This is a genomic window from Streptomyces phaeochromogenes (assembly GCF_001418655.1).
GTDB classification, from domain to species: Bacteria; Actinomycetota; Actinomycetes; order Streptomycetales; family Streptomycetaceae; genus Streptomyces; species Streptomyces phaeochromogenes.
This window is the reverse complement of the sequence record NZ_LIQZ01000159.1, coordinates 23,891-36,973: the sequence shown is the minus strand read 5'-3', so window position 1 is coordinate 36,973 and position 13,083 is coordinate 23,891. Positions and strand designations below refer to the sequence as shown.

Below are 13,083 nucleotides of genomic sequence, written 5' to 3'. Positions count from 1 at the left end.
GGTCTACGGCCCCACCGGCCGCCGGTGGGCTCACCACCCGGTCAGCGGTGGAGTCGTCTCCGACGGCGGCTCCACCCACGGCTGGGCCAGCGACGCCCACACCACGAAGGCCACGGCCGCCGCGAACAGCAGCAGCCAGAACAGCCGCCTCGCCGCCCTCCTGCGGCGCAGCATCCGCCCGCCGCGGCGCAGCGCCTCCCCGTACAGATCGGGCGGCACGGTTGGCTGCGGCTCCTCCAGGATCCGGCGGACGTCTGCCTCCCTGCGGCTCATCGAGCTCATGACGGGGCCACCTTCGCGATCACCGGAGCGGCCTCCCGCGGCGGATGCAGCAGCGTCGCCATGGCACGCGCGCAGATCGCCCGTACGCGCTCCGTGGGCAGCCCCAGCAGCGCCGCGGCCTGCTCCTCGGCGACGCCCTCGTACATGCGCAGCACGAGGATCAGCCGCTCCTGGGGCGTGAGGCAGTACAGGACGCTGTCGGGTTTCGGGTGGCCCCGGGGGTGTGCCCAGCCCGGGGCGCCGTACTGATGCCACGCCGCGCGCGCGAAGCGCACGGCCAGCTGCTGCCGGGTCCGGTCGTACGGGTCCTCGCCGCGCAGCCGGTCCCAGGAGGCGTACGTATGGGCGAGGGCGGCCGTGAGCAGGCGCCGCGCGCGCGGGTTGTCGTCCGGGGGCTCCGCCGTGAGCAGTGTGGCGGCATGCAGCAGCCGCCCTGCCGCGCCCGCGACGAACGCCTCGAACTCCCGGGCCCGGCGGGCGTTCTGGGACGCCTGCCGCTCTCGCATCGCGCCTCCCGGCTGAGGGAAACCGGGTCCTGGAGACGTACGCCGAGGACAGCCGCGTACGACAGGACCCGGTCTCATATGAGGCCAGGCGCGGGTCCCCGGTCAAGAGGCCGGGGCCGATGCGGTGCGCGCGGGGTGGTTCAGGAAGGCTCCGGTGCCTCCGCGGAGGGCGATGCGGCCATGCGGGCGGAGAGCGCGAGGTTGAACCGGGTGAGCAGCGTGCAGAAGGCCTCGCGCTCCTCGGGGGCCCATTCCTGGGTCAGCTCTGCCATCAACTGACGCCTGGAGGACCGCACTTCCTCCAGGCGGGAGAGCCCGCGCGGGGACAACTGGAGCACCACGGCACGTCCGTCCTCCGGGTGGGAGGTGCGCTTGACGAGCCCGGTGTCGACGAGCGGGGCGACCTGCCGGGTGACCGTCGACGAGTCGATGCCCATGCTCGCGGCGAGTGCCTTGACGCCCATCGGCCCCTCCTTGTCGAGGCGGTTGAGCAGCAGGTATGCGGCACGGTCCATGGAGTTGCGCACCTGGCCGACCCCGCCGAGCCGGGTCTGTTCGGCACGGCGGGCGAACACCGCCACCTCGTGCTGCAGCGCTTCGAGAAGACCGGTGTCACCGACGGTCGTCATGTCCATCGACATTTCAGGTGTTGTGGGCATGGCCGGAGGCTCTATTCATGCGTGGGGCTGGGTTGGGGGACAGAGTACGCGGACGGGGGGCGGGCCGTACCTGCGCTGAGCAAACCGGTCTCGGACGTTGGTCACAGCCGGTGTGGCGCCACGTGAACTGCGAGACTGGTGGTCATGAGCTACCGCACGGCTGACTCCTTGCCGCTGGTGACCCTCGACGATGTACGCGGCGCGCAGAAGATGCTGGCGGGCGTGGCGCGGATGACCGCCATGGAGGGCAGCAGGTACCTGTCCCGGCTGGTGGGCGCGCCGGTCCACTTCAAATGCGAGAACCTCCAGCGGACGGGTTCGTTCAAACTGCGCGGCGCGTACGTGCGGATCGCCGGACTGAGCCCCGAGGAGCGGGCCGCCGGTGTGGTCGCGGCGAGCGCGGGGAACCACGCGCAGGGCGTCGCCCTCGCCTCCTCCCTGCTGGGTGTGCGCTCCACGGTGTTCATGCCCAAGGGCGCCCCGCTGCCGAAGGTCGCGGCGACCCGGCACTACGGCGCCGAGGTGCGCGCGCACGGCACGGTGGTGGACGAGACGCTGGCCGCCGCGCAGGAGTACGCGGCCGAGACGGGCGCCGTCTTCATCCACCCCTTCGACCATCCCGACATCATCGCCGGGCAGGGCACGGTCGGCCTGGAGATCCTGGAGCAGTGCCCCGAGGTGCGCACGATCGTCGTCGGCATCGGCGGCGGCGGTCTCGCCGCGGGCATCGCGGTCGCGGTGAAGGCGCTGCGGCCGGACGTACGGATCGTGGGCGTGCAGGCGGCCGGCGCCGCCGCGTACCCGCCCTCGCTGGCGGCCGGCCGGCCGCTGTCCATCGAGAACCCCGCGACGATGGCCGACGGCATCAAGGTCGGGCGGCCCGGCGACGTGCCGTTCGGAATCATCGGCGACCTGGTGGACGAGGTCCGTACGGTCTCCGAGAACGATCTGTCCAGCGCGCTGCTGCTCTGCCTGGAGCGGGCCAAACTGGTCGTCGAGCCGGCCGGAGCGAGCCCCGTCGCGGCGCTGCTCAGCGAGCCGGAGGCCTTCGAGGGCCCGGTCGTGGCGCTGCTGTCCGGCGGGAACGTGGACCCGCTGCTGATGCAGCGCATCCTGCGCCACGGCATGGCGGCGGGCGGTCGCTACCTGGCGGTCACGCTGCGGCTGACCGACCGTCCCGGCGCTCTGGCCACACTTCTCGGGGTGTTGTCAGTGGTGGACGCTAACGTCCTCGATGTGAGCCACGTACGGACCGACCCACGGCTCGGGCTCACGGAGGTGGAGGTCGAACTGCACCTGGAGACCAAGGGACCGGAGCACTGTGCCGAGGTGAACTCCGCGCTGCGGAAGGCGGGTTACACCATCATCGACTGAGGTCGGATCGGCTGTCGCCCCGGTTGGAATAATCCGTTGAGAAACGCGATACATCGCGTTATGGTGTGTCTCTGGTCGCAGGTCCGCCTCGTCGCCGACCCGCTCGTCGGGCGGGGCAAACCTGAGAAAAATAGCCTCTCTTCTGCAGGATCCCCAACCACTTTTCGGAGACTCATATGCCAGGCGCCATCTACGCCGAAGGCCTGGTGAAGACCTTCGGCGACGTAAGGGCTCTGGACGGCGTCGACCTCGATGTCCCGGAGGGCACCGTCCTCGGCCTGCTCGGGCCGAACGGCGCGGGAAAGACCACCACGGTCCGCTGCCTCACCACCCTGCTCCGGCCCGACAGCGGCAAGGCCGTCGTCGCGGGCATCGACGTGCTGAAGCAGCCGAACGAGGTGCGGCGCTCGATCGGCCTGTCCGGCCAGTTCGCCGCGGTCGACGAGTACCTGACGGGCCGCGAGAACCTCCACATGGTCGGCCAGCTCTACCAGATGCGGTCGAAGCAGGCCAAGGTCCGCGCGGTCGAGCTGCTCGAGCAGTTCCACCTCACGGACGCCGCCGACCGCCCCGCCAAGACGTACTCCGGCGGTATGCGCCGCCGGCTCGACCTCGCGGCGGCACTCGTCGTCTCGCCGCCGGTCATGTTCATGGACGAGCCGACGACCGGCCTCGACCCGCGCAACCGCCAGCAGTTGTGGGAGGTCATCAAGGACCTGGTCTCGGGCGGTACGACACTGCTGCTCACCACCCAGTACCTCGAAGAGGCCGACCACCTCGCGCACGAGATCGCCGTGGTCGACCAGGGCCGCGTCATCGCCCGGGGAACCGCCGACCAGCTCAAGGCCCGCACCGGCGGCGAGCGCGTCGAGGTCGTCGTGCACGAGCGCGAGCACATCGAGACGGCGTCCGAGGTGCTGCGCGGCTTCGGCAAGGGCGACACCACCGTCGAGCAGCACACCCGCAAGCTGACCGTCCCCGTCACCGGTGGCGCGAAGCTCCTCGCGGAGGTCATCCGCGAGTTGGACACCCGCGGCATCGAGATCGACGACATCGGCCTGCGCCGCCCCACCCTCGACGACGTCTTCCTTTCGCTGACCGGGCACCACGCCGAGGCGGACGACCAGGAGAACGGCACGGACGAGGACGCCAAGGGCCGCAAGGGCAAGAAGGACGACAAGGAGGCCGCCAAGTGAGCGCCGTCACCGACGCCGTGCGGACCGCTGCCCCGGGAGGCTCGTTCGGCCAGTCCGTCCGGGACTCCCTGGTCGTGGCCAAGCGGAACCTAATTCGGATGACCCGAATTCCCGAAATGATCCTATTTGGCCTGATCCAGCCAGTGATGTTCGTGGTGCTGTTCACGTACGTCTTCGGCGGCTCGATGCAGATCGGGGACACCACCAATCCGGACGTCTACAAGAACTTCCTGATGGCCGGCATCTTCGCGCAGACCGTCACCTTCGCCACCGCGGGCGCCGGGGCGGGCATCGCGGACGACATGCACAAGGGCCTCATCGACCGGTTCCGCTCGCTGCCCATGGCACGCGGTGCGGTGCTGACCGGCCGTACCGTCGCGGACCTTGTCCAGACGGCCCTGACCCTGCTCGTCCTCGCGATGGTCGCGCTGCTCGTGGGCTGGCGTCCCGGCTCCATGGAGCCGACCAACTTCGGGAAGATCATGGGCGGCTTCGGCCTGCTCCTGCTGCTCGGGTACGCGTTCACCTGGATCGGCGCGCTGATCGGACTGTCCGTGCGCACCCCGGAGGCGGCGACCTCGGGTGGTCTGATCTGGCTCTTTCCGGTGACGTTCCTGTCCAACGCGTTCGTGGACTCCAGCAAGATGACGCCCTGGCTGCGCCACATCGCCGACTGGAACCCGTTCAGCGCGACCGTTCAGGCCTGCCGCAAGCTCTTCGGCGACCCCGGCCTGTCCACGTCCGGCGCCTGGCCCATGCAGCACCCGGTCTGGGCCTCGCTGATCTACTCGATCCTCATCGTCGTCATCTTCCGGACGCTGGCGGTACGGAAGTACCGCTCGGCGGCGGCCTGAGGCAGGGCGATGGCCCGAGGTACGGTCCCGGGCCCGCCCAGGACATGGTGAAGCCCCCGGACCATGGGCACCGGGGGCTCACCAGGGGCGACGCGCTGGACGGGTCGCGAGGCGCGGAGAGCGCGCGACGCGACGCGGGAGGAACTACGCGGCGTACGGCTTGGCCTCCAGGATCTTCACCGAGGCCAGCTTGCCGTTCGGCAGTTCGTACTCGGCGTCCTGGCCGATCTTCTTGCCGTTCACGCCGGAGCCCAGCGGGGACTGCGGCGAGTACGTCTCGATGTCCGTGCTCGCGTACTCACGAGAGGCGAGCAGGAACGTGAGCGTGTCGTCCTTGTCGCCGTCGAAGGCGATGGTCACGACCATGCCGGGCGCGACCGCGCCGTCGGCCGCCGGGGCCTCGCCCACCTTGGCGTTCTCCAGGAGCTGGGTCAGCTGGCGCACACGGAGCTCCTGCTTGCCCTGCTCCTCCTTGGCCGCGTGGTACCCGCCGTTCTCGCGCAGATCGCCCTCCTCGCGCGCAGCCGCGATCTTGGCGGCGATCTCCGTGCGCGCAGGACCAGACAGGTGATCCAGCTCGGCCTTGAGCTGGTTGTACGCCTCCTGGGTCAGCCAGGTGACGTTCTCGCTGGTCTGGGTCACAGGTGCTCCTCGTAGGTACTGGGAATACAAAGCATCGCCCTACCCAGAAGAATGTTCCTTCACGGGTGGGCGAAACCACGAGCCTAACAATTCACGGCCCAAAGGGGGAGGACATAAGCCATCAGTAATACGTCAACGCAGGTCAGCGGCCAGTTGTCCAGGGTGACATCCGTCAGCCGCGCGACGGGACTCAGTCCGCGTGGCAGCCGAGGAGTTCCGCGGTCGTGCCGGGGGCCGTGGTGCGGAGGGTGACGACCTTGTCGATGCGGCTGGAGTCCTGGTCGAAGCGGAAGTCCGCGCGGCCCACCTCGGCACCGCTCTCGGCCTGTGAGCGGATCGTGCAGTAGCCGCTCGCGTCGGCGTCCTTGCGGACCTCCAGGTGCACCTTCACCGAGGTGTCCGAGAGGTCGTAGGTGATGATCTCGGCGCTGATCTTGTTGCCGCCGACGTAGTAGTAGGCGAAATAGCCGACCAGGGCGAGCAGGGCCGCCCCCAGCACCGCACCGATGATCCTGAGCCTGCGGTCGGCGCGCCCGTCCGTGGAGCGGCCGTACCGGCCCTCGGGCAGCTGCACCGTACTCATGATCGTCCTCTCCGGGGCGAGCGGGCGGGGTTCGGGGCCCGGAATTATTCGCCCCCCGATTCGGTCACTATAGAAGCGCCGATCGCGCCGTTTCCCACCGGGCGCCGACTTACGAGGATTGAGTCTTGACTGACCAGCTGCGACTGATGGCCGTCCACGCCCACCCCGACGACGAGTCGTCGAAGGGCGCGGCCACCATGGCGAAGTACGTGTCCGAGGGGGTGGACGTGCTGGTCGTGACCTGCACGGGCGGGGAGCGCGGCTCCATCCTCAATCCGAAGCTTCAGGGGGACAAGTACGTCGAGGAGCACATCCACGAGGTACGCAAGAAGGAGATGGACGAGGCCCGCGAGATCCTCGGCGTCAAGCAGGAGTGGCTCGGCTTCGTGGACTCGGGCCTGCCCGAGGGCGACCCGCTGCCGCCGCTGCCCGAGGGCTGCTTCGCCCTGGAGGACGTCGACAAGGCGGCCGGTGAGCTGGTCCGCAAGATCCGCGCCTTCCGTCCGCAGGTGATCACCACCTACGACGAGAACGGCGGGTATCCGCACCCGGACCACATCATGACCCACAAGATCTCGATGGTGGCGTTCGAGGGCGCGGCGGACACCGAGAAGTACCCGGAGTCGGAGTTCGGCCCGGCCTTCCAGCCGCAGAAGCTCTACTACAACCAGGGCTTCAACCGCCCGCGCACCGAGGCGCTGCACAACGCGATGCTGGAGCGCGGCCTGGAGTCGCCGTACGGGGACTGGCTGAAGCGCTGGGACGAGTTCGAGCGCACCGAGCGGATCCTGACGACGCACGTCCCGTGCGCCGACTTCTACGAGATCCGCGACAAGGCCCTCATCGCCCACGCCACGCAGATCGACCCCGACGGCGGCTGGTTCCGGATCCCGATGGACCTCCAGCGGAAGGTCTGGCCGACCGAGGAGTACGAGCTCGCGAAGTCGCTCGTCGATACCTCCCTCCCCGAGGACGACCTCTTCGCGGGCATCCGCGACAATGCCTGACATGAGCGCAAGCCTGGCACTGACACACCTCGTCCCCCTCGCCAAGGAGGTCGACGAGAACAAGGTCACCCCCGGTGTCCTCGGCTTCATCGTCTTCGCGGTGATGGCCCTGGCGGTCTGGGGCCTGATGAAATCGATGAACCGGCAGCTGGGAAGGGTCGACTTCACGGAGGAGGCCGACCCGAAGGCTGCCCCCTCCGAGCCGGAACCGGCTGGTTCGGCCGGTCCGGCCGGCTCCGGAGGGAAGGCCTCGCCCGCCAAGGGCTGAGGCCGACGGGGTCCGATCGGGCCGAGGCCCTGATGCGGTGACACGCCACAGGCGGCACCGCATCAGGACCTGGGTACGCGTGCGCGCCTCCTTCGGGCTTGCGCGCCTCACCCCCGGCCCGGGTGCCTCACCCCCGCCGAGCCGAAACGGCCACCCCCATCACCTCTCGCGCATGCCGGTTCGGGACCATGCCGAGGCGCCAGGCCTGCCAGCCGGCTTCCAGGTCGGCTCCTCGTTCCAGGAGGAGCTGGTACGCCTCGATGTAGTCGTCGAGTTTTCCGTCGCGGGTGGGGTGGCCGGTGCGGGAGAGCTGGGCCAGTTCCTCCTGGGCCACCGCCGTGCCGACCTCCACGCCGCCCGGGGAGGCGTACGGGAGGAGTGTGCAGCGCAGGAAGCGGGACCAGTCCTCGCCGCGGCGGTCGCCGTAGGAGGCGAAGAGGGACGCGGCCTCGTCGCAGAGGGCGAGGGCAGGCTGGGTGCGGGCGTTGCCGGCGTCGACGACCGCCAGTTCCAGGCAGGTCCAGGCCTCCCCGTGGGCGACGCCGATCCGCTGGAAGTCGGCCCGCGCGTCCACCAGGAGCTGGCGGGCGAAACCCGAGTTCCGCAGGGAGCCGGTCTGGGCGGCACGCTGGTCGCGGGTCACCCGGGCCGAGTGGTGGCGGGCGCACGCCAGGCCGTAGACGTCGCGGATGCGGGAGAACATCGTCCGCGAGCGTTCCAGTTCGCGGACCGCCTGGTCGAGGTTGCCGGTCTCCTCCAGGGCCTGGCCGAGGTAGTAGACCGTCCACGCCTCGCCCCGTGAGTCCTCGTTGTCGCGGTGGCGGGAGGCCGCCTGGCGCAGGCCGTCCACCGCGGACGACGGGTCGCCGTCGACCAGGCGGGCCCGGGCGAGCTGGGTGAGGGCCCAGGCCTCGCCGCGGGCGTCACGCGTGCGGCCGTACAGGTCGAGGGCCTCGCGGAGCTCGGACTCGGCGCGCGGTACGTCGCCCATGCGCAGGCCCAGCTGGCCGAGCTGGAAGTGGGCCCAGGCCTCGCCGTGCACGGACTCGCCCTCGCGGTGCAGGACCAGGGCCTGGGTCAGGAGGTCGAGCGCCTCGCGCAGTCTCGCGCGGTCCCGTTCCACGGCCGCCAGCGCGTGCATCGTCCAGGCGCGGTCCGCCGAGAGCTCGGGGGAGGCCTGGAGGTCCATGGCCTCCTGGAGCTTCGCCGCCGCCTCCGTGAGGTTGCCCTGGTGGTGGAGGGTGATCCCGAGCGAGCAGAGCGCCCGTGCCGCGCCCGCGTCGTGGTGCGCCTCGAAGTAGAGGTCCACCACGGAGGCCAGTTGCGTACGAGCCTTGTCGAGCTCGCCGAGCTGGCGGGCCGCGATGCCCGTACGCCACTGGACCGAGCGCACGAGCAGCCCCTGGTCGACGGCCTGCGTCAACTCGCTGATCTCGCCCAGGCGGTAGAGGTCGCCGCGCAGCAGGCAGTAGTCGCACAGCGCGCCCAGGAGGTTGAGCACCGTCGCCTGGTTGACGCCCTCCGCGTGCCGCAGGGCCGCCGTGATGAAGCTCGACTCGTCGTCCAGCCAGCGCAGGGCCGCGTCCAGCGAGGTGAAGCCGTGCGGGCCGAACTGGTCGGCGCGCGTGGACGTCTTGCCGTCGACCAGGCGGATCACCGAGTCCGCGAGCTCGGCGTAGTTCGCGATGAGACGTTCCTGCGCGGCCGTGCGCTCGGACGGCTCCTCCTCGTCGAGGAGGCGGGCCTGCGCGAAGGCGCGTACGAGGTCGTGCAGGCGGTAGCGGCTGCCGCGGACGTGGTCGATGAGGCCCGCGCGGGAGAGGGCCTCCAGGTGGCGGGTGGCCTCCGGCTCGTCCGTCGCGAGCAGGGCTGCAGCCGCGGCGGCGCCCAGCGAGGCGCGGCCCGCCAGCGCGAGCCGTCGCAGCAGCCGCCGGCCGGTGTCCGACTGGTCCGTGTAGCGCAGCCACAGCACCCGCTCGACCGGCTCGACGGGTCCGTACGCCGCCAGGTCGGTGGCGAGCCGGCTGGGTGTGCGCGGGCCCAGCGACGAGCCCGCGATGCGCAGCGCCAGCGGGAGGCCACCGCACAACTCCCTTACCCGGTCGGTCGATTCGGCGTCGTACGGGGCCGAACTGTCCTGTGCCGCCGCCTTCAGGAGCTCCTCGGCGCCCGGCGCGGTCAGCGGCTCCACCGCCAACTGGTGCACCCAGGCGGGGAGGTCGGCGGGCAGGTCGAGGGGTTTGCGGGCGGTGACCACGACGAGGCTGTCGGAGCGCTCGGGCACGAGCGTGCGCACCTGCTCCACATCGCTCGCGTCGTTGAGCACGATCGTCACCGGGAGGCCGGTCAGATGCTTGTGGTAGAGCTCGGCGAGCCGCCTGACCTGCTGGTCCTGCGAGGAACGCTCACGGAACAGCAGCTGCTCGCGGGGCGCGCCGAGCCGGTTGAGCAGGTGCAGCAGCGCGTCGCGGGTCGTCAGCGGCGACTCCTCCGGGCTGTCGCCGCGCAGGTCCACCACGCAGGCGCCGCGGAACTGGTCCTTCAGTTCGTGCGCCGCCCGGACGGCGAGGGTGCTGCGGCCGGAGCCGGGCGCGCCGTACAGCACGACCACCGTCGGTCTGGTCTCCGTGCTCGCCCGGGCCGCGTGCACCCACTGCGCGACCCGCAACAGCTCCTGCCGCCGGCCCGCGAACGGACCGACCGGCTCGGGAAGCTGGCCGAACGACTGCTCCAGGACACTCCGTCTGCGGGCCGCCGCGCTCTTGTCCGTACGCCGCAGCTGGGGCGCCCCCTTCTTCGCGCCGGTGGACGCGATGAGGACGCGCTGCTGGTCGAAGAACGGCCGGATGCCGCGTACTTCCAGGGCGGTCAGCCACGTCAGGCGCAGCTGTTCGGGGCCGCCGGGCTGGCCGAGGGCCCCCGCCCGGCGGCTCGCGGCCGGCAGATGGGATGCCGTCACCTTCGCCACCGTGGCCGCGGCGCCCGCGATGCCGACGACCGCGCCGGCGCCCACGGCGATGCCCGCGCCCGTGCCGAGCGCCAGGTCCGCGACGCAGGCCGCGAGTGCGGCAACGGCCGCCACCAGCAGGGGAGTTCCGGCGCCCTCGCGGGCGTACCGCTGGCCGAAGGTCAATCGGCCCGCCTCCGCCTCGTCCAGCGCCGAGGTGAACGCCTTGTACTCCTCCGTGGCGGTTTGCTCCATCGTGTCCAGAGCGGCCCGTGCCCGCGACAGCAGCGCGCCCCCGTCGGCCCGCCCGCCCGAGCGCCGGACCTCCTCCTCCACGGCCCGCACCAACAGCCGTTCGGCCTCCGCCCGATGGCTGTCCCGCATATCGCGTCCCCCTCCGCCGGCAACGGCTTTCTTGGTCAAGTGTCCTGCGGATGGGCGGGGAAGGCGAGAGAATCAGCCTCTGTCATGTCCACGCCCAACCGGAATGCGTCGGACCCATCACCTACCCCCGGCGCGCACGGGTGATCCGCATTGCCCACCGGGTACTGCGGCAGGATGGACCCCATGCCGAACCGACTGGCCCATGAGACGTCTCCCTACCTCCTCCAGCACGCCGACAACCCCGTCGACTGGTGGCCCTGGTCGGCCGAGGCCTTCGAGGAGGCACGCAAGAGCGGCAAACCCGTGCTGCTCAGCGTCGGGTACAGCAGCTGTCACTGGTGCCACGTCATGGCGCACGAGTCGTTCGAGGACCAGGAGACCGCCGACTACCTCAACGCGCACTTCGTGAGCGTCAAGGTCGACCGGGAGGAGCGGCCCGACGTCGACGCCGTCTACATGGAGGCCGTGCAGGCGGCGACCGGGCAGGGCGGCTGGCCCATGACGGTGTTCCTCACGCCCGACGCCGAGCCGTTCTACTTCGGCACCTACTTCCCGCCCGCACCCCGGCACGGGAGCCCCTCCTTCCGGCAGGTCCTCGAAGGCGTGCACAGCGCGTGGACCGACCGGCGGGACGAGGTCGCGGAGGTCGCCGAGAAGATCGTGCGGGACCTGGCGGGCCGGGAGATCGCGTTCGGCGACACCCAGGTGCCCGGCGAGGAGGACCTCGCGGGGGCGCTGCTCGGCCTCACCCGGGACTACGACTCCAGTCGCGGCGGCTTCGGCGGCGCGCCCAAGTTCCCGCCGTCGATGGCGATCGAGTTCCTGCTGCGGCACCACGCCCGCACCGGCTCCGAGGGCGCGCTGCAGATGGCCGCCGACACCTGTGAGCGGATGGCCCGCGGCGGGATCTACGACCAGCTCGGCGGCGGCTTCGCCCGCTACTCCGTCGACCGCGAGTGGGTCGTGCCGCACTTCGAGAAGATGCTGTACGACAACGCCCTGCTGTGCCGGGTGTACGCGCACCTGTGGCGGTCCACCGGGTCCGACCTCGCCCGCCGCGTCGCTCTGGAGACGGCCGACTTCATGGTCCGCGAACTCCGCACGAACGAGGGCGGGTTCGCCTCCGCGCTCGACGCCGACAGCGACGACGGGAGCGGCAGGCACGTCGAGGGCGCGTACTACGTCTGGACGCCCGCGCAGCTTGTCGAGGTTCTCGGCGAGCGGGACGCCGAACTCGCCGCCGACTACTTCGGCGTGACCGAGGAGGGCACCTTCGAGGAGGGCGCCTCCGTCCTCCAGCTCCCGCAGAGCGAGGGCGTGTTCGACGCGGAGAGGATCGCCTCCGTCCGGGCGCGGCTCCTCGAAGCGCGCGGCGAACGACCGGCTCCCGGCCGGGACGACAAGGTGGTCGCCGCCTGGAACGGGCTCGCCGTCGCCGCCCTCGCCGAGACCGGCGCCTACTTCGACCGCCCCGACCTGATCGAGGCGGCACTCGGCGCCGCCGACCTCCTCGTCCGGATCCATCTGGACGAGCACGCCCGGCTCGCCCGTACCAGCAAGGACGGTCGCGTCGGTGCCAACGCGGGTGTGCTGGAGGACTACGCGGACGTCTCGGAGGGCTTCCTCGCGCTCGCCTCGGTGACCGGCGAGGGCGTCTGGCTGGAATTCGCCGGTTTCCTCCTCGACCACGTCCTCGTGCAGTTCACCGACGAGGAGTCAGGAACGCTGTACGACACGGCCGCCGATGCCGAGAAGCTCATCCGCCGCCCGCAGGATCCGACCGACAACGCCACACCCTCCGGCTGGAGCGCGGCGGCCGGTGCTTTGCTGAGCTACGCCGCCCAGACCGGCGCCGAGCCCCACCGGGCCGCCGCGGAACGGGCGTTGGGCGTCGTCAAGGCGCTCGGCCCACGCGCCCCGCGCTTCATCGGCTGGGGTCTCGCCACGGCCGAGGCGCTGCTCGACGGGCCGCGTGAGGTCGCCGTGGTCGGACCGGTCGACGATCCGGCGACCAAGGAGCTCCACCGGGCGGCCCTCCTCGCCACCGCGCCGGGCGCGGTCGTCGCCGTGGGCGCTCCGGACAGTGACGAACTGCCTTTGCTCGCGGAACGATTGCTTGTGAGCGGTGAACCGACGGCGTATGTCTGCCGTAACTTCACATGTGACGCTCCGACGACCGATGTCGACCGTCTCCGGGAGGCTCTGGGGCGCTGAGTGGCGGAAATGCCTGCTCACGGGGGTTAATGTGCGCATGTGTTCGGGTACGCCCCACAAGTCGACCGACCATTCCGAAACACGTTATTTATCAGAACAGTTCCCGGACTTCACAGAACCCCCATAGTCTCTGTCCCGGACACGACAGGAGTGACTCGCTGTCGTGA

12 protein-coding genes are annotated in these 13,083 nt (G+C 70.8%); 6 read left to right on the top strand and 6 right to left on the bottom strand.

The window, feature by feature from the left end; genetic code table 11:
* Window positions 1-30 precede the first annotated feature (30 nt).
* The 3 genes from AOK17_RS52355 to AOK17_RS21605 form a co-directional block, all read right to left on the bottom strand.
* Window positions 31-282, bottom strand: coding sequence for a hypothetical protein (locus tag AOK17_RS52355; RefSeq protein WP_373310604.1), 252 nt, complete (start codon window positions 280-282; stop codon window positions 31-33).
* Window positions 279-788 (bottom strand): sigma factor-like helix-turn-helix DNA-binding protein, encoded by a 510-nt coding sequence (locus AOK17_RS52350; RefSeq protein ID WP_055614168.1) that lies wholly within the window; start codon window positions 786-788, stop codon window positions 279-281. The genes AOK17_RS52355 and AOK17_RS52350 overlap by 4 nt, the downstream gene beginning before the upstream one ends.
* A 140-nt stretch (window positions 789-928) precedes the next feature.
* Window positions 929-1,429, bottom strand: coding sequence for a MarR family winged helix-turn-helix transcriptional regulator (locus AOK17_RS21605; protein ID WP_206190800.1), 501 nt, complete (start codon window positions 1,427-1,429; stop codon window positions 929-931).
* Window positions 1,430-1,591: 162 nt separating this feature from the next.
* On the opposite strand from AOK17_RS21605, the gene ilvA reads away from it, so the two are divergent.
* From ilvA to AOK17_RS21590, 3 genes are all read left to right on the top strand, one after another.
* Window positions 1,592-2,821, top strand: coding sequence for a threonine ammonia-lyase (gene ilvA / locus AOK17_RS21600; RefSeq protein WP_055614196.1), 1,230 nt, complete (start codon window positions 1,592-1,594; stop codon window positions 2,819-2,821).
* Window positions 2,822-2,997: 176 nt separating this feature from the next.
* Window positions 2,998-4,017 (top strand): ATP-binding cassette domain-containing protein, encoded by a 1,020-nt coding sequence (locus AOK17_RS21595; RefSeq protein ID WP_055614167.1) that lies wholly within the window; start codon window positions 2,998-3,000, stop codon window positions 4,015-4,017.
* On the top strand, window positions 4,014-4,871 hold the full coding sequence (locus AOK17_RS21590) for an ABC transporter permease (RefSeq protein ID WP_055614166.1): 858 nt from the start codon (window positions 4,014-4,016) through the stop codon (window positions 4,869-4,871). The genes AOK17_RS21595 and AOK17_RS21590 overlap by 4 nt, the downstream gene beginning before the upstream one ends.
* Before the next feature lie 144 nt (window positions 4,872-5,015).
* Here the strand turns inward: AOK17_RS21590 and greA are convergent, their stop codons facing one another.
* The gene (gene greA / locus AOK17_RS21585) at window positions 5,016-5,513 is read right to left on the bottom strand and encodes a transcription elongation factor GreA (RefSeq protein ID WP_055614165.1); all 498 of its coding nucleotides are present in this window, start codon (window positions 5,511-5,513) and stop codon (window positions 5,016-5,018) included.
* Between the two features lie 190 nt (window positions 5,514-5,703).
* On the bottom strand, window positions 5,704-6,096 hold the full coding sequence (locus AOK17_RS21580; protein ID WP_055614164.1) for a DUF4307 domain-containing protein: 393 nt from the start codon (window positions 6,094-6,096) through the stop codon (window positions 5,704-5,706).
* Window positions 6,097-6,221: 125 nt separating this feature from the next.
* Between AOK17_RS21580 and mca the strand changes: the two genes are divergently transcribed.
* Both mca and AOK17_RS21570 read left to right on the top strand, forming a co-directional pair.
* Window positions 6,222-7,103 (top strand): mycothiol conjugate amidase Mca, encoded by an 882-nt coding sequence (gene mca / locus AOK17_RS21575; protein WP_079053195.1) that lies wholly within the window; start codon window positions 6,222-6,224, stop codon window positions 7,101-7,103.
* A 1-nt stretch (window position 7,104) separates the two neighbouring features.
* Window positions 7,105-7,371 (top strand): hypothetical protein, encoded by a 267-nt coding sequence (locus tag AOK17_RS21570; protein WP_055614162.1) that lies wholly within the window; start codon window positions 7,105-7,107, stop codon window positions 7,369-7,371.
* A 127-nt stretch (window positions 7,372-7,498) separates the two neighbouring features.
* On the opposite strand, the gene AOK17_RS21565 is transcribed toward AOK17_RS21570, so the two are convergent.
* Window positions 7,499-10,702: a tetratricopeptide repeat protein gene (locus tag AOK17_RS21565; RefSeq protein ID WP_055614161.1), complete on the bottom strand. Its 3,204-nt coding sequence runs from the start codon at window positions 10,700-10,702 to the stop codon at window positions 7,499-7,501.
* A 183-nt stretch (window positions 10,703-10,885) separates the two neighbouring features.
* On the opposite strand from AOK17_RS21565, the gene AOK17_RS21560 reads away from it, so the two are divergent.
* Window positions 10,886-12,916 carry a thioredoxin domain-containing protein gene (locus tag AOK17_RS21560; protein ID WP_055614160.1) on the top strand — a complete coding sequence of 677 codons (2,031 nt, stop codon included), beginning with the start codon at window positions 10,886-10,888 and terminating at the stop codon, window positions 12,914-12,916.
* The last annotated feature ends 167 nt before the right edge of the window (window positions 12,917-13,083 follow it).

Excerpts from the sequence above, each read along its gene's own strand:
- AOK17_RS52355 (WP_373310604.1), bottom strand. The coding sequence starts at position 282 with ATGAGCTCGATGAGCCGCAGGGAGGCAGACGTCCGCCGGATCCTGGAG.
- AOK17_RS52350 (WP_055614168.1), bottom strand. The coding sequence starts at position 788 with ATGCGAGAGCGGCAGGCGTCCCAGAACGCCCGCCGGGCCCGGGAGTTC.
- AOK17_RS21605 (WP_206190800.1), bottom strand. The coding sequence starts at position 1,429 with ATGTCGATGGACATGACGACCGTCGGTGACACCGGTCTTCTCGAAGCG.
- ilvA (WP_055614196.1), top strand. The coding sequence starts at position 1,592 with ATGAGCTACCGCACGGCTGACTCCTTGCCGCTGGTGACCCTCGACGAT.
- AOK17_RS21595 (WP_055614167.1), top strand. The coding sequence starts at position 2,998 with ATGCCAGGCGCCATCTACGCCGAAGGCCTGGTGAAGACCTTCGGCGAC.
- AOK17_RS21580 (WP_055614164.1), bottom strand. The coding sequence starts at position 6,096 with ATGAGTACGGTGCAGCTGCCCGAGGGCCGGTACGGCCGCTCCACGGAC.
- AOK17_RS21570 (WP_055614162.1), top strand. The coding sequence starts at position 7,105 with ATGAGCGCAAGCCTGGCACTGACACACCTCGTCCCCCTCGCCAAGGAG.
- AOK17_RS21565 (WP_055614161.1), bottom strand. The coding sequence starts at position 10,702 with ATGCGGGACAGCCATCGGGCGGAGGCCGAACGGCTGTTGGTGCGGGCC.
- AOK17_RS21560 (WP_055614160.1), top strand. The coding sequence starts at position 10,886 with ATGCCGAACCGACTGGCCCATGAGACGTCTCCCTACCTCCTCCAGCAC.